Raw genomic sequence first — 19,994 nt, 5'->3', positions numbered from 1 at the left:
TCGCTCGGCTCAGGGGAAGACAACCAGACCGATCTGCTCCAGCAAGGTCTGCTGCTGATCCTCGTTGATCTGCACCCCTTGCAGATCGACCCGCCGCAGATCCAGCCCCGGCAGATCGCACTGGCGCAGATCGCAGCCCTGCAGCTTGAAACTGGTCCAGTCAATCTGGCCAAACTCAGAGCCGCTAAGATCGGAACCCGCCAGCGAGGCACCAAACAGGTTGGCCCCCTGCCAACGGTTGCCGGTCAGCTCGCACTTCTCCAGCAGGCAACCCTCGAAGCTGGCGTAGCTGAAGTTGTTGCCGGTCAGATGGGCCTCGCAGAAGTAGCTTTTCGCGGTGATCTGGTTGGCGAAGCTGGCATGGCTGAAGTTGATACCGACCGCCTGACAGTCGCGCATCTCCAACCCCAGACACTGGCTGCGGCTGCAATCGGCCATGGTGAGATCGCAGCGCAGGAAGCTGGCCTCGCGCAGATCGCAACCCTGCAACAGGCAGCCCCGTTCACTCTCCCGATCGTAGAAGCTGCAGTCGATGAAGCGGCTATCGCTCAAATCCAGCCAGGAGAAGTTGCAGCCGATAAAGCGGCACTCCGAGAACTGCTCCCCCTCCACATCCTGTTGCTCGAACCGGACATCCACGAACTGCTTGCCTCTGATCATCGGAAAACTCCTGCAAAAACGGCTTCATATGCTGACTTTATCCGCCAAAAACGGTAATGTTACATGTAACATCCACGCTGGACACCCCTATGAGCCCCACCCGCAAGCGCCGCCCCACCCTGCAAGATATCGCCGACCAGACCGGCGTGACCAAGATGACTGTCAGCCGCTATCTGCGCGACCCGCAGACCGTAGCGGAGGGGACCCGCGAGCGGATCGCAGCTGTAGTGGAAGAGCTGGGTTATATCCCCAACCGGGCGCCGGATATTCTCTCCAACGCGACCAGCAAGGCGATCGGCATCCTGATCCCCTCCCTCTCCAACCAGGTCTTCTCGGCGGTGATCCATGGCATCGAGTCGGTGACCCGACCGGCCGGTTACCAGACCCTGCTGGCCCACTACGGCTACAGTCCGGAGCGGGAGGAGGAGCAAGTCGCGTCCCTGCTCTCCTATCACGTGGATGGGCTGATCCTCTCCGACAGCCAGCACACCGAACGCACCCGCAAGATGATCGCCACCGCCGGCATTCCGGTGGTGGAGACCATGGACCTGCCGCAAACCCCCATCGACATGGTGGTCGGCATGGATCATAGAGCCGCAGCCCGGGCCATGGTAACAGAGATGCTGCGCCGGGGCCGACGCAAGGTGGTCTATCTGGGGGCGCGGCTCGACGTGCGCACCCAGCTGCGGATGGAGGGTTACTATCAGGCGATGACCGACTTCGGCCTCACCGGCCAGCATCTGCTGACCGAACAATCCTCCAGCTTCACTCTGGGGGGCGAGCTGCTGGATCAGGCGCTGGTACGCTATCCCGACCTCGACGGCCTGTTCTGCACCAACGATGACCTGGCGGTGGGCGCCCTGCTGCAGTGTCAAGCCAAGTGGATCCCGGTGCCCCAGCAGATCGCCATCGCCGGTTGCAACGCCCTCGACATCGGCCACGCCATGACCCCCAAACTGGCCAGTATCGCCACCCCGCGGGAAGCGATCGGTCGGGAGGCGGCCACCATGCTGCTGGCGCGTCTCAACGGCCAATCCCAACCCGATACCCGCAAAGATATCGGCTTCTCCCTCTATGTCGGGGAGAGTCTGGGGTAATCCCTTCCCTCACCCACTTAAGTCACGCTGATAGCAAACAGGCCACCCGAGGGTGGCCTGTTTGGTTTTCTGCACAACTGAGGCTTAGCGTTTTACCAACTCAACCGCTTCGCGGGAGAGGCGGGTCACCTCTTCCCAGTTGCCGCTCTTGACCGCATCGGCCGGCAACATCCAGGAGCCGCCGACGGTGGCCACGCACTTGAGTGCCAGATAGTCGGCCACGTTTTTCGGGCCGATGCCGCCGGTCGGGCAGAACTTCACCTGGGGCAGCGGCGCGGCAATGGCGGAGAGCGCCTTGGTGCCGCCGTTCGCTTCGGCCGGGAAGAACTTCAGGTGGTCATAGCCCGCTTCCAGCGCCTGCATCACTTCAGACGGAGTCGCCACGCCCGGGATCAGCGGTGCAGTGCTCTTGGCCGCGTGGGCCAGCAGGGCCGGGGTCATCCCCGGGGAGATGACGAAGCGGGCACCGGCGGCGACGGCGGCATCAAACTGCTCGCAGTTGAGCACGGTACCGGCACCGACCATGGCATCCGGCATCGCCTTGGCGATGAGGGCGATGGCATCGAGCGCCACCGGGGTGCGCAGGGTAATTTCGAAGACGGAGATGCCGCCGTCCAGCAGCGCCTTGGCCATCGGCAAGGCCTGATCCAGCTCGTTGATCACCATCACGGGTACCAGCGGGGAGGCGGCAAACACCTCGGCCGGGGTCACTTTCCAGTTCTGCATAGCTCTTCCTTAGTCAAAGATGGTAGCGCCACACTCGGCGCTCGATACCGCGCGACGCATCACGCTGAACAGTTCACGGCCCCACCCCTCTTGTTCCAGAGTGAGGTCAATCTCGGCCTGGGTACGGCCACTCAAATCGGTCAGGCAATCGAGGCTGCCGTTTACCGCGTCAACCCGCAGCAGGTCGCCGTCAGCAAGCAGGCCGATGGCCCCGCCGTGCAGCGCTTCCGGGGTGACGTGGATGGCGGCCGGGATCTTGCCGGAGGCACCGGAGAGGCGGCCATCGGTGACCAGCGCCACCTTGTAACCCGCCTTCTGCAGGTTGCCGAGCACCGGCATCAGCTTGTGCAGCTCCGGCATGCCGTTGGCGGCCGGGCCATTGTGGCGCACCACGATCACGGCGTCCTGATTGAGATCGCCCGCCTTGTAGGCCGCTTCCACCGCATGCTGGGAGGAGAAGACCCGCGCCGGCGCTTCAATCACCCGATACTCGGGAGCCACAGCTGAGACCTTGACCACGGCACGACCCAGATTGCCCGCCAGCAGCTTGGTGCCGCCAGTGGCCTGGAACACGCTGCCGGAAGGTGAAAGCACGCTCGCATCGCCGCTCTCGCCCACCGGCTGCCATACCAGCTGGCCATCGACCAGTGCCGGGCGGCTGAGGTAATCCTGCATCTCGCCAAAGACCGGAGTGGCGTCCATGTGGATCAGCCCCTCTTGCGCCAGACGGCGCATCAGGCCGGGCACGCCGCCTGCCTGTTCGAAGGCGTTGACGTCGGCCGGGCCGTTCGGGTACATGCGAACCAGCAGCGGCACCACGTCGGAGAGATCGCTGATGTCATCCCAGGTCAGTACCAGACCGGCCGCGCGGGCCAGCGCCACCATGTGGATGCTGTGGTTGGTGCTGCCGCCAGAGGCGAGCAGGGCCACCAGACCGTTGACCAGCGAGCGCTCATCCAGCACCTCGCTCAGCGGGCGATAGGCCGGGGAACCCGGGATCATGGCGCTGATGCGGCGGGCCGCTTCAGCGGTCAGGGCGCGGCGCAGCTCGCTATGCGGGTGCACAAAGGCGGAGCCCGGCAGCATCAGGCCCATGGCCTCGAACACCAGCTGGTTGGTGTTGGCGGTGCCGTAGAAGGTGCAGGTGCCTGCCGCGTGGTAGGCGCCGCACTCCATCTCCAGCAGAGCATCGCGACCCACTTCACCGGCGGCGTACTTCTGACGCACCTTCACCTTCTCGTCGTTGCTGATGCCGCTCGCCATCGGGCCAGCAGGAACAAATGCAGTCGGCAGGTGGGCGTGGGAGAGGGCCCCCATGATCTGGCCCGGAGCGATCTTGTCGCAGATGCCGAGCAGCAGGGTGGCGTCGAAGGTGTTGTGAGAGAGCGACAGCGCGGTCGCCTGGGCGATCAGGTCGCGGGAGAAGAGGGACATGTCCATCCCCGGCTGCCCCTGGGTCACGCCATCGCACATGGCGGGCACGCCGCCGGCGACCTGAGCACTGTGGCCCAGTTCGGCCAGCGCGCCCTTGATGATATCCGGATAGCCCTGATAGGGCTGATGGGCACTCAGCATGTCGTTGTAGGCGGTGACGATACCGACGTTGGCACGGGTCATGTCGAGGATGCGACCCTTCTCGTCACTGCTGCAGGCGGCCACGGCGTGGGCCAGGTTGCCGCAGGCCAGTGCGGCGCGGGTCTTGCCTTGCTCGGCCTGACGCTGGATGCGGGCCATAAAGGCCTGACGGCGGGCGGCACTGCGCTCGCGGATGCGGGCAGTGACGTCGGAAATTACCTTATGAATCATTGGGCTTGCTCCAATGCTGTGACGGCGCGGTCAACCACCTGTTCGAAGGTGCCGTCTATATCAATGTGGAATACACCGGCTTCGCCATCCGGGCGCTCCAGGGTATCGAACTGACTTTGTACCATGCTTTCACGCATGAAGTGGCCCTTGCGGGCACGCATCCGCTCGAGGATCAGCGGCTGGCTGCCATCTAGGAAGATGAAGCTGACCGACTCGTTGCCTTCACGGATCTGGTCGCGGTACTTCTTTTTGAGGGCGGAACAGACAATGATGCCGGTCTCGTTCTTCTGCTCGAGACTGTAGGCGGCGTCGCGGATCCGCTCCAGCCAGGGGGCACGATCCTCATCGTTGAGGGGGTTGCCGCCAGCCATCTTCTGGATGTTGGCCTTGGGGTGCAGGTCATCACCATCGATGAACTTGGCGCCCAGCGCTTCGGCCACTTTCAGACCCACGCTGGATTTGCCGCTACCACACACACCCATCACGATAATGCACTTACCCGCCATAATTTGACCTCTGTCCCACTTTTCAAAAAACCAGCTGTTGATGGGTTCTAATCTAACACGTTACCGGTAACATGTTACCGGTAACGATTGAAAATGTGAAGTCTGCCACAGACTGAGCAAACCCATAGTCACCTGGGCATATGATGTTGAGCCCTTGCCATAAATCTAAATAAATCATAAAGATATGGTTTGCCGACGGATCGGCAAGGTGTCACGACTGAACTTGGAAAAAGGAACGCATAACAATGTCTGACCTCTCCCTGATCATGACAGCCGCCGGCTCGATTGTGCTGCTGCTCTTCCTGGTGATGAAGGCCCGGCTCCACGCCGTGGTAGCCCTGATCCTGGTCTCCATGGTGGCGGGTCTCGCCGCCGGCATGAACCCGGCCGACATCGCCAACACCATCCAGAAAGGGATGGGTGGCACCCTCGGTTTCGTCGCGGTAGTGGTGGCGCTGGGCGCCATGTTCGGCAAGGTGATGGAAGTGACCGGTGCCCTCGACCGGGTGGCTCACACCCTGCTCGGCAAGTTCGGCGTCAAGCGCGCCAACTGGGCCATGGCCCTGACCGGCTTTGTCTGCGCCCTGCCGCTCTTCTTTGACGTGGCCGTGGTGCTGCTGATCGGCGTCGCCTTCGCCATCGTCCGTCGTGGCGGTGGCAGCGTGGTTAAGATTGGTATCGCCCTGCTGGCCGGTATCGCGACTTGCCAGGCCTTCCTTATTCCGGCGCCGGGCCCGATCCTGGTGGCATCCCAGCTGGGTGCCGACTTCGGCTACATGATCCTGTTCGGCCTGATCGCCGCCGTACCGGCGCTGATCCTGGCTGGCCCGCTGTTCGGTGACTTCATCAGCAAGATCGTCGATGTACCGCTGCCTGCCGATGCCCAGAACAGCGTCCACGATGACAGCAAATCCCTGCCCTCCTTCGGGCTGGCCATGGGCCTCATCGGTCTGCCGCTGCTGCTGATCGGCCTCAAGACCATCGTCGGTCGTTTCGTCGAGGCGGGCTCCACCCTGCACAACTGGCTGGAGTTCATCGGTCACCCCTTCACCGCCATCATGGTCGCCTGTCTGGCCGCCTTCTATCTGCTGGGTATTCGCCGCGGCATGTCCCGTGACGAGGTGATGAGCGTCTGCAACAGCGCCATCCAGCCGGCAGGCGTCATCATTCTGGTGACCGGTGCCGGTGGCGTGTTCAAGCAGGTGCTGGTTGATTCCGGCGTGGGTGCCGCCCTTGGCAACATGCTGGCCGACTCCGGTCTGCCCATCGTCGCGCTGGCCTTCATTCTGGCCGCTGCGGTACGGGTGATTCAGGGCTCTGCCACCGTCGCCATGCTGACCGCCTGCGGTCTGGTGCTGCCGATGCTGGAGCCGCTCGGCCTGAACGGTGCCCAGCTGGCGGCCGTCACCATCGCCATCGGCGGCGGTGCCATCGTGCTCTCCCACGTCAACGACTCCGGTTTCTGGCTGGCCAACCGCTACCTCGGCCTGACCGAGAAGCAGACCCTGCAGACTTGGACCGTGATGGAAACCATCATCGGCACCACCGGCGGCGTGATGGCGATGATCATCTACAGCTTCCTCTGACAAGGGCGAAATGCTGACAAAAAGGCCTCACTCGTGAGGCCTTTTTCATCTTTCTGATGATTCTTTCTTTGGCTGAGAGGGCGAGATTGCTAGAATCGCCTATTCATCGCTCCGAGTGGAACGCTTAACCCCGTGATTTCAGGTTTATCTATGCATTCATCGGCCCATTATCGACAACTGCTGGCGCGCCTGCCCCAGATCGCCGTCGCAGCGGATCAGTTTGAAGTGCTCTACAGCGCCCAGGATTTCAAACGCCGCATTCTTGCGCTTATCGCCAGTGCCACCCGGCGCATCTATCTGGTCGCGCTCTATCTGCAGGATGACGAAGCAGGCCGGGAGATCCTCTCCGCCCTCTACGCCGCCAAGCAGCGCAATCCGGCCCTCGACATCAAGCTGTTCGTCGACTTCCACCGTGCCCAGCGCGGCCTGATCGGCAAAGGCAAGCAGGGCGGCAACCACCTGATGTATCAGGCCATGGCTGCCGAACACGAGCACCAGATCGAAATCTACGGCGTGCCGGTCAAAGGGCGCGAGCTGCTCGGCGTGCTCCACCTCAAGGGCTTCATCTTTGATGATGTGGTGCTCTACTCCGGTGCCAGCCTCAACGACATCTACCTGCACCAGCAGGATCGCTACCGCTTCGATCGCTATCACCAGATCACCAGCCCGGAGCTGGCCCGCAGCATGGTCAACTACGTGGATGATCTGTTCGTGAAGAGCGACGCGGTGCAGCGACTGGATCACAGCGACATCCCCAGCGCCAAACAGCTGAAAGGGCCGATCCGCCGCTTCAAGCAGAACCTGCGCCAGAGCCAGTACCGTTTCAGCACCATGCCGGTCAACACCCAGGAGGTGGCCGTCACCCCCATGGTGGGTCTGGGTAAGCGCAACAATCAGCTCAACTTGATGATCCGCAATCTGGTGCGCGCCACCGAGCGGGAGATCTTCATCTGCACCCCTTACTTCAACCCGCCCAAGGAGTTGAGCAAGGATATCGAGGATCTGCTGCAGCGCGGTTGCAAAGTGACCATCGTAGTGGGCGACAAGACCGCCAACGACTTCTTCATTCCGCCGGAAGAGAAGTTCTCCACCATCGGTGGCCTGCCCTATCTCTACGAAACCAACCTGCGCAAGTTTGCCGAGCGCAACCAGCGCCACATCGACGACGGTCGCCTCAACCTGATGCTCTGGTGTTGCGAGCGCAACTCCTACCATCTCAAGGGGATCTTCGTGGATGACGAGTGGGCCCTGCTCACCGGCAACAACCTCAACCCCCGCGCCTGGGCGCTGGATCTGGAGAATGGCCTGCTGGTGCACGATCGTCGCCACCTGCTGCGTCCCCAGTTCAACGCGGAGCGGGAGAACATCCTGACCAACACCAAGCGGATCAGCCACTTCGATCAGGTGGAGCAGATTCAGGACTACCCGGAACAGGTGCGCAAGCTGCTGGGACGGATCCACCGGGTCAAGGCCCACCTGCTGCTCAAACGCATCATCTGACCTTGGGCGCCATGCGCCCGCACCTTGCCTGTTGGCAGCCGCACAAAGGCCTCCCGTTTTCGGCAGGCCTTTGTTCTATCCGCCGTTTCCCCCGCCTTGACGGCCCTGCCAGCAGCAACTCGGCTTGCATCGGCCCCTCAACAACCCCTATCATCTGGACATATTTACAGTGTTTTCGGGCATCTAATTGATGAAATTGGATAAAATTCCTCTCGATAGCCTCAAGGGTGTCGGCAGCAAGATGCTGGAGAAGCTCGAGCGGCTGGGGCTGGCCACGGTACAGGATCTGCTGTTCCACCTTCCCCTGCGCTACGAGGACCGCACCCAGGTGTGGCCCATCGGCGATCTGCCGCCCGGCCTGCACGGCGCAGTCGAGGGCGAAATCCAGGACACTCAGCTGGTGATGGGGCGCCGCCGCATGATGGTCTGTCGCATCAGCGATGGTACCGGCACCCTCACCCTGCGCTTCTTCAACTTCACCGCCGCCCAGAAAAACAGTCTGGCGGCGGGCCGCCTGATCCGCTGCTTTGGCGAGGTGCGCCCCGGCAAATACGGGCTGGAGATGGCCCACCCCGAGTACAAGCTGCTCGGCGAGGAGCAGGCCGGTCAGACCGAAGAGGCGCTCACCCCCGTCTACCCGACCACCGAAGGGCTGCGCCAGCTCACCCTGCGCAACCTCACCGATCAGGCGCTGGCCCAGCTCGACCTCTACGGCGTCGAGGAGTTGCTGCCCGCTGGCCTCTATCCCCATCAGATTGAGCTGACCGCCGCCCTGCGCCTGTTGCACCGTCCGCCCCCCTCGGTGGCGCTGCCGCTGCTGGAAAGCGGCCAGCATCCGGCCCAGCAGCGGCTGGTGCTGGAGGAGCTGCTGGCTCACAACCTCTCGGTACTCAAGGTGCGCGCTCAGGCGCAAACCCAGCTGGCGCGCGCCCTCAAACCGGCGCCCGAGCTGGTTGAACAACTGCTCGGCGCTTTGCCGTTCAAACCCACCGGCGCCCAAAGCAGGGTAGTAGCCGAGATAAGCAAGGATCTGCAACAGAGTCACCCCATGATGCGGCTGGTGCAGGGTGACGTAGGTTCCGGCAAGACGCTGGTCGCGGCGCTGGCCGCCCTGCAGGCTATCGGCAACGGCTGTCAGGTAGGCTTGATGGCACCGACCGAGCTGCTGGCGGAACAGCACGCCATCAACTTCGCCAAGTGGCTGGAGCCGCTCGGTATCGGAGTCGGCTGGCTGGCGGGCAAACAGAAAGGCAAGGCGCGGGAAGAGTCGCTGGCCGCCATCGCCGATGGCAGCGTCAAGATGGTGGTGGGCACCCACGCCATCTTTCAGGAGCAGGTGGTGTTCCAGCGTCTGGCGCTGGTCATCATCGATGAACAGCACAGATTCGGGGTGCATCAGCGCCTCGCCCTGCGCGAGAAAGGGGAGCGGGAAGGAGTGCATCCCCATCAACTCATCATGACCGCCACCCCCATCCCCCGCACCCTGGCGATGACCGCCTATGCCGACCTCGATACTTCGGTCATCGACGAACTGCCGCCGGGCCGAACCCCTATCACCACGGTGGCGCTGCCCGACAGCCGTCGCGGCGACGTGATCGAGCGGGTCAAGCTCGCCTGCACCGAGGGCAAGCAGGCCTACTGGGTCTGCACCCTGATCGAGGAGTCGGAGGTGCTGGAGTGCCAGGCCGCCGAGGATACCGCCGCCGAGCTGCAGAACCTGCTGCCCGGCCTGCACATCGGGCTGGTACACGGCCGGATGCGGCCGGTCGAGAAACAGCGGGTGATGGAGGAGTTCAAGGCAGGCATACTGCAACTGCTGGTCGCCACCACCGTCATCGAGGTGGGAGTGGATGTGCCCAACGCCAGCCTGATGATCATCGAGAACCCGGAACGTCTCGGGCTGGCGCAGCTGCACCAGCTGCGCGGCCGGGTTGGCCGGGGTGCGGTGGCCTCTCACTGCGTGCTGCTCTATCATGCCCCCTTGTCCAAGACGGCCCAGAGCCGACTCGGGGTGCTGCGGGAGACCAACGACGGCTTCCTCATCGCCCAGCGCGATCTGGAACTGCGCGGCCCGGGGGAACTGCTCGGCACTCGCCAGACCGGTCTGGCCGACCTCAAGATCGCCGATCTGGTGCGGGATCAGCCGCTTATTCCGCAGGTACAAAAGATGGCGCGCTTCCTTATGGATAGGCATCCGAGCCATGTCGACCCGCTGATCCGCCGCTGGCTCGGTCTGCGAGACCACTACTCAAACGCCTGACAACCAATCCCGAAACAGGAGGAAAGCACCCATGAATTCCTGGCTACGCGGCCTGCTCTACACCTTCGCCTTCCTGCTGCTATTTGTCTGGGTTGCCCTCGGCCTGTTCGACGCCGAGCGCGCCAAAGGCCCCATCGCCAGCTGGATCAGCCAGCAGACCGGCGTGCCGGTCACCATAGGGCGACTGGTGTTCAACCCGCTGCACCCCTACACCCTGCTGGCTGAGCAGGTGCACTACGGCGATGCGGTCTCCCTCGACAAGATCTATCTGGAGATCGAGAGCATCGACTGGCTGAGCCGCGATGTGCGCATCGCCCATCTCGATCTGATCCGTCCCGCCATCAAGCTGCCGCTGCCCAACCAGCTACCGAACCTGCCGGTGCACTCCCTCACCATCAGTGACAGCACCATAGACCGGCTCAGTCTGGAGAGCCCCGAGCTGACCCTGCGCGGCCTCAATGCCACCCTGAGTGACTGGGAGCTGATCGACCCGAAACAGCAGCCACAGGCCAACCTGAGTCTCAATATCGGCCAGCTGGAGACTCCGCAATTCACCTTCGCCCGTCTCAACCTGCAAGGACGGCTGGAGGGGGAAGTGCTGCGCAGCGACAAGCTGGTGACCAACCTGTTCGACGGTCTGCTGGAGACCGGCATGGTCCTGGACTGGCCCGCCCGCACCCTGCAACTGCACGATCTCAAGGCGCGCGGCATGCGGGTAGAGCTGGGTGACCTGACACAGCAAGGCTTCCCGCAGCGCTTCCCGTTGCAAAGAGTGTCGCTGGATCGCGGTCAGCTGGACGGCGTCAGCCTCAACGACATCAATCAGGAGCTCTCCTTCAACAACTTCAGCGGCCAGCTCATCGCCTTCAACTGGCAGGCGGGCAACCAGCCCACCGGCTATCTGAGCGGCACCCTGGGCGACATGGGCCGTGGCCTGTTCCAGCTGGAGGAGATCAAGGGCAAGCTCGCCTTCTCCCCCCAGCAGATCGACGGCGAACTGCAGGGCAAGGCCTATGAAGGGGAGTTCAATGTCGAGCTATCCCTCGATACCCAGCAGCAGAAGCTGACCCTGAAAGACGTGGCGCTCAGCGGCATGGATATCAGCCTGCCGCAGGGTTGGTGGCAGGATTGGCAGAGCTGGCGCCCGCAGCAGGTGGATATCCGCAAGCTGGCGTTCGACAAGCTCAAGGTGCTCTCCTTCGACGATACCCTGCCCCTGTCGCTGACCGGCTGGCAGCTCTATCTGAGCGATCTCGCCCTGCGCGATAACCAACCCGGCCCGCTGCTCGGCCGCGCCCGTATCGAGAGCAAATGGTTCGAGCTGGTGTGGGATGGCCTCAGCGCCCGTAACGGCGAGCTGGATGGGGAGCTGACCCCCAGCTCCTGGCAACTGGGCAAACTCACCAGCTCGCTGCCGGATGAGGGCACCTTCAGCCTGAGTGGCCAGTGGGGCCGCGAGCCGGGCCAGAGCAGCCGCCTGCAACTGCAGGCGACCAAGCTGGACCTGGTGCAGTGGGGCAAGATATTCCACTCCCCGGTCTCCTTTGCCGGCAAGGCGGACGTGAGCGCCGATCTGCAAGCCGAACATGGCAAAACGGCGGGCGAGTGGCGCCAGAGCCTGCAGGGGAGCTTTGCCCTCGATGCCGACGAGCCGTTCTGGGACAAGGTAAAGATAGATCCGCTGCTGGATGAGTGGTTCAAGGGCGCGACCCCGCCCACCCTGACGCCGGAACAGCTGTGGCAGGCGATGCAGGAGGGTGACACCCCCTTCTACCGCATCAAGCTGCAGGGCAAGATCGACAAGGGGCAACTACAAGTCGAGCAGGCTGGCGCCTCCACCATCACCCATCTGCTGGCGCTGCAAGGGGGGATCGATCTGGTCAACGAGCAGTGGCAGCTGGATCTGGGGGTGCTTAACGGCAACCGCTGCGCCGAGCTGCTCGGCCAGTGGCGCGGGCCGCTGACGGAACCCACACTGGCCTGGAGCTTCCCGCAGAAGCAGGACGCCTGCGGCTGGGAAGTGGGAGTACGCTATCCGCCGCAAGGCAACAGTGCCCCGCTCTGGCGACCGGCTCCCGCGCCGAAAGCCCAAAACCAGGCCCAAGTGCAGACCCAAGCCGGGTAGACAAGCGACAGCCAGCAAGGGTAAAAACAGACAAGGCCTCATGATGAGGCCTTGTTGTTTGATGGGGAAACGACGCGGTTACTGGCCCGGACGGCGGGGCGGCTGCACCACGTAGTGGCCGCAGAACTCAGCCGCCAGCTTGCTGCCGCTGAACAGCTGGATCTTGAGGCTGAAGGTGGCAGGCTCCCCCCGTTTGAGCGGCTGCAGCACGGCGGGCATCCCCTCGCGGGCCACCCGCGCCTCGGGCTCCTCATCGACCGGGCCATGATATTTGATGGAGCTCTCGGCCAGCACCGGCTCGCCCACCAGCCCCTCCTCTTTAAGCTGCAGCCAGATCAGCCCCCAGCCCGCCAGCACGCACTGGCTGTAGACACTGCCGGCAAACATGCTGCCATGCACGTTGAAGTTGGCCGCCAGATTGGCCTTGAGGTGGAAAGTCTGGCCATCGTAGTGGCTGATGTGCATCCCCATCTTCTCGCTGATGGGCACCCCGCGCGACCAGCGGGTGGTGAGATCCTGACACCACTCCGGCCGATACTGGATGGTCTGCAACGGGCTCAGGGATTTGATCATCTGGCGATGGGGAATCCGGCCAAAGGAGACGGGGCCGCCCCCCACTTCGAGAAAGCCGCACTTGCGATAGAACTCCACTGCCTCCTGACGGGCGTTCATCACCAGCCGTTTCACCTTCTCGCTGCGAGCCAGCTCCTCGAGATCCTCCACCATTTTGGCGCCCAGCCCCTGGCCGCGATATTCGGGACGCAGCGCCATAAAGCGGATCTGCGCCTCGTCACCGCCGATAAAGAGGCGGCCCACAGCGATGGGAGTACCATCGGGAGCCAGCATCAGCCGGTGAATGGCGACCGTATCGTATTCGTCCCGCTCGGAACCGACCGGCAGATTGAAGGGTTTACGCAGAAGTTCCCAGCGCAACTGGTAGTAGGCATCCAGCTCGGCGACTGTCTGAGGGGTGACTACCCGGTACATAGTTTCATCCTTGAGTTACACTGGTCGGAAACCATCTTGCCGTGCAAATTCATGGACTTCAATCTGCAAGCGTACCAAGCCGATCACTTGTTGCACCTCAGCGTCAAACCCCAGCGCCGCCTCACGGTACAGGAAAATGACCAGCACCGCTGGCTGGAGATAGATGGCGTGGTGCAATCCGCCATGTCGCTCGCCGACCCCGCGACCCTCTGTCTGCCCCATCAGCGGGTCATCGCCTGCCTGCTACCGGAGCGGGCTGAGCAAATCCTCGAACTGGGGCTGGGTGGCGGCGATCTCACCCGCCATCTGAGTCAGCGCTGGCCCGATGCTCGCCACGAGTGCGTTGACCTCGACGAAGAGGTGCTGACCGTTTATCAGCAGTTTTTCCAGCATCAGGCGCACGATGGGCAAGCCGTTCCGACACTCCATCAGGCCGATGCCCTCGCCTTTCTCGAGCAGAGCGAGCAGCAGTACGACCTCATCCTGCTCGATCTCTTCAGTCAGGATGGCAACCCGCTGCTGCTGTTTCAGGAGCGGCTCTACCGGGCGCTGGCTCCCCGCCTCTGCGGCACCCTGGTGATCAACCTGCTGCCGCGAACAGAACTGGAGCTAACCCACGCCCTGACACTGATAGAACAGTGGATTGGCCCCGCTACCCCCTATCCGGTTGCGGGGCTTATCAACGTGATCGTCCACGTCACACCGCGGGACGAGACATCCTCAGACCTGTAGCCAGAAGGTAACCGGGCCGTCGTTGACCAGCGCCACCTTCATGTCGGCGGCAAAACGCCCGGTTGCGGTCGGGATGCCGCTGGCAGCAGCCTTCGCCACGAAGTAGTCATAGAGGCGTTCGGCCTCGCTCGGGTGGGCACCGCAGGAGAAGCTGGGGCGCATCCCGCTCTTGGTATCGGCCGCCAGGGTAAACTGGGAGACCACCAGCAGGCTGCCGCCGACCTGACCGACATTGAGGTTCATCTTGCCATTCTCGTCACTGAAGACCCGATAGCCGCTCACCTTGTGCAGCAGTTTGTCGGCCTTGGCCTCGTCATCCCCCTGCTCTACTCCGAGCAGTACCAGCAATCCCTGACCGATGGCGCCGGTCACCTCCCCCTCGACAGTCACGCTGGCCTCGCTGACCCGCTGAATCAATGCAATCACATCCCTCTCCTTTGAAAACAGAACGACCGCCCCTCGCAGGGGCGGTCGTCGATGCTACCAATAAACCGGTGGCCAAGGCGATGGCTTAGCCCAGCTCCTCGCTCGCCGGCTTCTCGTACTCGCCAAGGCAGGCGGTGGTCTCCGCACCGAGCAGCACCACCAGCCAACTCAAATAGACCCAGACAAACAGGATCGGGATGGTAGCCAGCGCGCCGTAGATGGCCTGATAGGAGGGGAAGCTGGTGATGTAGATGGCAAAGCCGCGCTTGGCCAGCTCGAACAGAGTCGCCGCCACCAGCGCGCCGATAAAGGCATGGATCAGCCGCACCTTGCAGTTCGGTACCACGGTATAGACCAGCAGGAAGGTGAGCACTGAGAAGAGGAATGGCAAACCGCGCAACAGCAGATAACCGATGCCGAACAGGCTCTCGGCGCCAAACAGCCGCAGCGAGAAGATGTAGGAGGAGATAGCGATACTGGCCCCGATAAGCACGGGCCCCAGGGTCAGGATCATCCAGTACATGGCAAACGCCTGCGCCAGCGGGCGGCCCTGGGTCGAACGCCAGATGTAGTTGAGGTTCTTGTCGATGGCGGAGATCAGCATCAGCGCCACCACCACCAGCGCTCCGATCCCCACCGCAGTGGTGTTGGTGGCATTGGCGACGAAGCCGTCGATGTACTCCTTGAGCATGTCGCCCGCGGTCGGCACGAAGTTGTGGTAGACGAACTGCTCCATCGCCTGCTTGAGGCTCTGGAACACCGGGAAAGCGGACATCATGCCAAAGACCACGGCGATCATCGGCACCAGTGAAAGCAGGGTGACATAGGCCAGATAACCGGCGGTAACCGTCAATCTGTCCTGCTGGAAACGGCCCCAGACAAACTGGGCAAAGTGGCGACCATCATGGCGCAAGAAGGAGAGGGCGTGGGCCAAACGGCCACTGACAGGCTGCTGCATCTTGATTCTCGTTAGCGTCATAGTGGCAATATTGTGTCAGAGGAGAGCGCTGTTTGACCACCTTTGCACCCGATTTGCCTCCATATGCCCCAACCTGTCACCCGGCTGGCGTCTCTGGCTGTCGCCAGAAGCAGAAATAAAAACGGCCCCGCTATGGGGCCGTTTGCAACGCCGGATTACAGCATGTAGTCCGCGGGCAGCTCGATGCGGGCAACGCCGGAGGCCACCGCCGCCAGCGCCACGGCGCGGGCTACGCGCGGCAGCAGACGGGCATCCATCGGCTTGGGAATAACGTAATCCTTGCCGAAGGCGAGCTCGCTCACCCCGGCGGCGGTCAGCACCTCGGCCGGCACCGGCTCCTTGGCCAGCGCGCGGATCGCCTCGACCGCAGCAATCTTCATGGCATCGTTGATGCGGCTGGCGCGGGCGTCGAGGGCACCGCGGAAGATGAAGGGGAAGCAGAGCACGTTGTTGATCTGGTTCGGGTAGTCGGAGCGGCCGGTGCCCATGATAAGGTCGCTGCGTACCCCGTGGGCCAGTGCCGGTTTGATCTCTGGGTCCGGGTTGGAGCAGGCGAAGATCACCGGGTTGGGCGCCATCAGGGCGACCGCTTCGGCGGGCAACACGTCGGGGCCTGAAACACCGACAAACACATCCGCCCCTTCGATGACATCCATCAGGGTGCGCAGCGGGGTCTCGTTGGCGAAGCGCTGCTTGTACTTGTTGAGATCGCTGCGGCCGGTGTGAATCACCCCCTGACGATCCAGCATGAAGATGTTGTGCGCTCTGGCGCCACACTTGATCAGCAGATCCATGCAGGCGGTGGCGGCAGCCCCCGCTCCCATGCAGACGATGCGGCTGTCACTGATCTGCTTGCCCTGAATCTCCAGCGCGTTGAGCAGACCGGCGGCGGTGACGATGGCGGTACCATGCTGATCATCGTGGAACACCGGTATGTCGCAGCGCGCGATCAGCGCCTCTTCAATCTCGAAACACTCCGGCGCCTTGATATCTTCCAGATTGATGCCACCGAAGGTATCGGCGATAGCCGCTACCGTGTCGATGAACTGCTGGCTGGTCTCGTGCTTCACCTCGATGTCGATGGCGTCGATACCGGCGAAGCGCTTGAACAGCAGTGCCTTGCCCTCCATCACCGGCTTGGAGGCCAGCGGCCCCAGATTACCCAGCCCCAGAATGGCGGTGCCGTTGGAGATGACGGCCACCAGGTTGCCCTTGCCGGTATAGCGGTAGGCATCGGCCGGGTTGGCGGCGATCTCGCGCACCGGCTCGGCAACACCCGGGCTGTAGGCCAGCGCCAGATCACGGGCGGTTTCGGCAGGCTTGGTCAGGGCGATGGCAATTTTGCCCGGTACGGGCTGGGCGTGGTAATCGAGTGCTTCTTGACGCAGATCGGACATGGGGGACCCCGATGTGGTTGGTGCAAATGAGGTGCCGACAGGGGGCACGCAGAAGGGCGGGAATCATAAAAGAAAGCGGTGGGCATGCCCAGCAGATCATGCTGCCATAAACCAGATCAGACCAGTTATTTCAGCACCTTACCCCACCCTCACCTACCACTTTAGTTATAGATCCTGCTGCGTGGGGTAAAAATGGCGCAAAAAGGGCGGCAAGTTGGCCTTGCCACCCTTTCTGTCAGAACTGTAGACCTGACTCAGTTGCCCAGATAGACCGGCAACAGATTTGCCATCGACAGGAAGTGGAACAGCGCGGTCGCCAATCCGAACAGGATCAGCAGCCAGGCCATCAGCTTGCCGCCAGGGGTGACGAAGTGGGGGGTCACTTCGCCCCGCTCGGCCCGCGCCCGGGTGCGCAGCACCAGCAATGCCGGGATGATGCAGGTCCAGATGGTGGCGGCGGCACCGGCATAGCCGATGGCCAGCAGGAAGCCAAACGGGAAGAGCAGGGAGAGCAGCAGCGGCGGCAAGAAGGTGACCGCCCAGGTCTTGCTGCGACCGGCGCGGCTGTTGTCGAACTTGAACAGATCAGCCAGATAGTCGAACACCCCGAGCCCCACCCCGATAAAGGAGGAGAGGATCGCCGCCATGGAGAAGCCGTTGATGGCGCTGGCCACCTTCTCCGATTCGATCACCCCTGAAAGCGCGGAGAGCAGCACACTCACGTCACCCCCCTTGGCAATCACCGGAGCAAAATCCTGACGGGGCAGGTTGCCGAAGATCCCCAACAGCCAGAGCACGTAGAGCGCCAGCGCGATCAGGGTTCCCCCCAGAATGGCCCATCTGGCCTGCTGCTCGTTCTGGTAGTAGGCACGCAGGGAGGCCACCGAGTGGTGATAGCCGAACGAGGTGAGCGCTACCGGCAGCATCGCCATGGCATAGGGAGCGTAGCGGCTCTCGCTGCCCGCCAGATCAAGCAGGGTCGGCAGCTTGATACTGCCGAGCAGCCCGGCCACACCGAGGGCGAAACTGAGGATCATGAAGGCGATCAGCACCACAGAGATGCGGTCAACGGCGCGGGTCGAGTGCCACACCACCGCAGAGAAGAGCGCCACGAACAACACGGACGCGAGCTTGCTGTCGATCCCCAGAATGCCCTGCAGGATGGCACCGGAGGAGGTGATATAGGCGTAGAGCAGAATGCCGCCAACAAAGTAGACCGAGAGGTTGTTGAGGAGATTGAGCTTCTCCCCCAGCAGCTCGCGAGTCACGGTATTGAAGGAGACCCGCATGTCGTGGTGCTGGAAGGATTCCAGCAGCATCCAGCCGGAGAGGGTCATCATCACCATGGTGACGGTCAGCGCCAGCACCGACCAGAGGGTCCAGGCCCCCGCCCCCGAACTCGGCAGACCGAGCATGCCGGCTCCCACGCAGACGCTGGCAATGATGCAGGCGCCCCCCAAAATTGACGGTTTTTTCTTCATAATCCCTTCTTTTTCTGACTGATTATCTATCCGCGGTAAACAAGACCGCGGCATGATGCCAGCCTTTGCCATGAGACGCCTACCACTATCTGCCATAACCGGGCATGGCCGCCGCATAAAAAATGCCCCGAACGGGGCACTCTATCAGCGGGAATGGTGTGAAGAGGGGTTAATCCATCACCGGGATACCTGCCCTCGCCTCGGCCTGACGGGCGATGGCCTCGGTCATCCCCTGAAAAATGAAGAGGTGGAACGGCAACATGGCGAGCCAGTAGGCCAGCCCCCAGGCGCCCTGCGGATGCCAGTGAGCGGTGACCCGGATGCGGGTCAGGCCAGATTCCTCCGGCAGGATGTTGAACTCCAGCCGCCCGACGCCCGGGGCCTTCATGTTGAACAAGAGATCGAGCCTGCGCCCCTCATCCACCCCGAGGATCTGCCAGGAGTCGAGCATGTCACCCTTCACGAAGCGATCGGGATTGGTGCGGCCACGGGTGCGGGCCGGGCCGCCGATCAGATGATCCATCCATTCACGCACCACCCACAGCTGGTTCATGTAGAAGTAGCGCTGCTCACCCCCCAACTGCTGCAACACCTGCCACACCACCTCGGGAGAGGCGAGGCAGATGGCATCGCCGCTGGCGGTGCGGTCGTAGAAGCCATATTCGGGATGACGCCAGCGCAGGCCGAGCGGCGTCTCCTGCCCCTGCTGTTCGGCACCCAGCTTCTGCTCCAGCGCCAGACTCTCCGCCAGCGCCTCGTCGAAGCTGAGCAGAGTCTGGGGCAGCAGGGCACGCAGCGGGCCGTCGTCGGCCGGGATATCGTGCTTGAGACCGCCCACCAGCGCCTTGGCTACCGGCTGCGGCACAGAAGTGACGAACTGCAGCCACCAGGCAGAGAGGCGCGGGCTCAGAAACGGGATGGGAATGATGGGGCAGCGCTTGCCGATATGGGAGGCGAACTTCTGCAACTGCTGCTGATAGCTGAGCAGCTCGGGGCCGACCGCATTGAAGATGCGGCCATCCACCTCGTCTGCCTCTACCAGCCCGCCCAGATAGTGCAGCAGGTTGGACAGCGCAATCGGCGGCGTGCGCGAGCGCACCCATTTGGGCGTCACCATCATCGGCAGGTTGAACACCAGATCCCGCATCACCTCGAACGCCGCCGAACCGGGCCCGATGATGATGCCGGCGCGCAGCTCCACCGTCGGTACGCCGGATTCGCGAAACAGCTCGCCACAGTGGCGGCGGGAGTTGAGATGGCGGCTGTTGCACTGCTCGGGCTGGATTGCCCCGAGATAGATGATGCGACGCACCCCGGCGGCACGAGCGGCGGCAGCGAAGTTCTTTACCCCCTGCTGCTCCAGCCGGTGAAAATCAGCCCCCGCCCCCATGGCATGCACCAGATAGAAGACTGTGTCTATGTTCGCCAGCGCAGGCAGCAGTGTGATCGGCTTGAGGCTGTCGGCGAGGCGAAACTCGACCCCCTCAGGCAAGCGGCAGGGACGGCGCGCCCCGGCAATCACCCTGTAGCCCAGGGTTTGCAGGTGGGGCACCAGATAGGAACCGATATAGCCTGCCGCTCCCATCACCAGACAATTTCTCATCCTCTCTTCCTCTTCACATGTTGCGCCCTGCGCTTGGGCAAACGGACCAGCACCCGCATGCCCATCATCCTGCCACGCCGCCACCTTGCAACCTAGTACTAACCACCTCCCTGATTAGTCCGA

16 protein-coding genes are annotated in these 19,994 nt (G+C 62.8%); 6 read left to right on the top strand and 10 right to left on the bottom strand.

Annotated features, from left to right (window positions below):
* Positions 1 to 9: 9 nt before the first annotated feature.
* Positions 10 to 660, bottom strand: coding sequence for a Qnr family pentapeptide repeat protein (locus I6L44_RS17670; protein WP_005340643.1), 651 nt, complete (start codon positions 658 to 660; stop codon positions 10 to 12).
* 89 nt (positions 661 to 749) lie between these two features.
* On the opposite strand from I6L44_RS17670, the gene I6L44_RS17665 reads away from it, so the two are divergent.
* Positions 750 to 1,757, top strand: coding sequence for a substrate-binding domain-containing protein (locus I6L44_RS17665; RefSeq protein ID WP_076493932.1), 1,008 nt, complete (start codon positions 750 to 752; stop codon positions 1,755 to 1,757).
* 84 nt (positions 1,758 to 1,841) lie between these two features.
* On the opposite strand, the gene I6L44_RS17660 is transcribed toward I6L44_RS17665, so the two are convergent.
* Genes I6L44_RS17660 through I6L44_RS17650 form a run of 3 tightly spaced genes read right to left on the bottom strand, consistent with a single transcriptional unit; the run spans position 1,842 to position 4,795 of the window.
* A complete protein-coding gene (locus I6L44_RS17660) occupies positions 1,842 to 2,483 on the bottom strand; it encodes a bifunctional 4-hydroxy-2-oxoglutarate aldolase/2-dehydro-3-deoxy-phosphogluconate aldolase (protein WP_005342660.1) in 642 nt (213 codons plus the stop codon).
* A 9-nt stretch (positions 2,484 to 2,492) separates the two neighbouring features.
* Positions 2,493 to 4,289 (bottom strand): phosphogluconate dehydratase, encoded by a 1,797-nt coding sequence (gene edd / locus I6L44_RS17655; RefSeq protein ID WP_216952665.1) that lies wholly within the window; start codon positions 4,287 to 4,289, stop codon positions 2,493 to 2,495.
* Positions 4,286 to 4,795 carry a gluconokinase gene (locus I6L44_RS17650; protein WP_005340649.1) on the bottom strand — a complete coding sequence of 170 codons (510 nt, stop codon included), beginning with the start codon at positions 4,793 to 4,795 and terminating at the stop codon, positions 4,286 to 4,288. The genes edd and I6L44_RS17650 overlap by 4 nt, the downstream gene beginning before the upstream one ends.
* Before the next feature lie 245 nt (positions 4,796 to 5,040).
* On the opposite strand from I6L44_RS17650, the gene gntU reads away from it, so the two are divergent.
* The 4 genes from gntU (at position 5,041) to I6L44_RS17630 (ending at position 12,266) form a co-directional block, all read left to right on the top strand.
* Positions 5,041 to 6,381: a gluconate transporter gene (gntU, locus tag I6L44_RS17645; RefSeq protein WP_005355418.1), complete on the top strand. Its 1,341-nt coding sequence runs from the start codon at positions 5,041 to 5,043 to the stop codon at positions 6,379 to 6,381.
* A gap of 150 nt (positions 6,382 to 6,531) precedes the next feature.
* Entirely contained in the window at positions 6,532 to 7,881 is a 1,350-nt protein-coding gene (gene pssA / locus I6L44_RS17640) for a CDP-diacylglycerol--serine O-phosphatidyltransferase (protein ID WP_005342654.1), read from the top strand.
* A gap of 190 nt (positions 7,882 to 8,071) precedes the next feature.
* On the top strand, positions 8,072 to 10,141 hold the full coding sequence (gene recG / locus I6L44_RS17635) for an ATP-dependent DNA helicase RecG (protein WP_216952664.1): 2,070 nt from the start codon (positions 8,072 to 8,074) through the stop codon (positions 10,139 to 10,141).
* 31 nt (positions 10,142 to 10,172) lie between these two features.
* Positions 10,173 to 12,266, top strand: coding sequence for an AsmA family protein (locus I6L44_RS17630; RefSeq protein ID WP_216952663.1), 2,094 nt, complete (start codon positions 10,173 to 10,175; stop codon positions 12,264 to 12,266).
* A gap of 78 nt (positions 12,267 to 12,344) precedes the next feature.
* Here the strand turns inward: I6L44_RS17630 and I6L44_RS17625 are convergent, their stop codons facing one another.
* Entirely contained in the window at positions 12,345 to 13,253 is a 909-nt protein-coding gene (locus I6L44_RS17625) for a bifunctional GNAT family N-acetyltransferase/hotdog fold thioesterase (RefSeq protein WP_139437785.1), read from the bottom strand.
* Positions 13,254 to 13,304: 51 nt separating this feature from the next.
* On the opposite strand from I6L44_RS17625, the gene I6L44_RS17620 reads away from it, so the two are divergent.
* Complete coding sequence (locus I6L44_RS17620) at positions 13,305 to 13,985, top strand: spermidine synthase (RefSeq protein WP_162628440.1); 681 nt, start codon at positions 13,305 to 13,307, stop codon at positions 13,983 to 13,985.
* Here I6L44_RS17620 and dtd read toward each other — a convergent pair.
* The 5 genes from dtd to I6L44_RS17595 all read right to left on the bottom strand — a co-directional run bounded on the left by dtd (position 13,974) and on the right by I6L44_RS17595 (position 19,871).
* Positions 13,974 to 14,411, bottom strand: a complete 438-nt coding sequence (gene dtd, locus I6L44_RS17615) for a D-aminoacyl-tRNA deacylase (RefSeq protein ID WP_113740154.1) — start codon at positions 14,409 to 14,411, stop codon at positions 13,974 to 13,976. The two genes, I6L44_RS17620 and dtd, sit on opposite strands and share 12 nt — an antisense overlap.
* A gap of 85 nt (positions 14,412 to 14,496) precedes the next feature.
* Entirely contained in the window at positions 14,497 to 15,369 is an 873-nt protein-coding gene (locus I6L44_RS17610) for a virulence factor BrkB family protein (protein WP_127007315.1), read from the bottom strand.
* Positions 15,370 to 15,545: 176 nt separating this feature from the next.
* A complete protein-coding gene (locus I6L44_RS17605; RefSeq protein WP_075116213.1) occupies positions 15,546 to 16,787 on the bottom strand; it encodes a malic enzyme-like NAD(P)-binding protein in 1,242 nt (413 codons plus the stop codon).
* Positions 16,788 to 17,041: 254 nt separating this feature from the next.
* Positions 17,042 to 18,268: an aromatic amino acid transporter gene (locus I6L44_RS17600; RefSeq protein ID WP_151287328.1), complete on the bottom strand. Its 1,227-nt coding sequence runs from the start codon at positions 18,266 to 18,268 to the stop codon at positions 17,042 to 17,044.
* A gap of 169 nt (positions 18,269 to 18,437) precedes the next feature.
* A complete protein-coding gene (locus tag I6L44_RS17595; protein WP_216952662.1) occupies positions 18,438 to 19,871 on the bottom strand; it encodes a DUF2867 domain-containing protein in 1,434 nt (477 codons plus the stop codon).
* Positions 19,872 to 19,994: the final 123 nt, after the last annotated feature.

Origin of the sequence: Aeromonas sp. FDAARGOS 1414, from assembly GCF_019047065.1 — a bacterium.
In the GTDB taxonomy this organism is placed as follows: domain Bacteria; phylum Pseudomonadota; class Gammaproteobacteria; order Enterobacterales; family Aeromonadaceae; genus Aeromonas; species Aeromonas veronii_A.
This window is presented reverse-complemented; position numbering and strand designations above follow the sequence as displayed.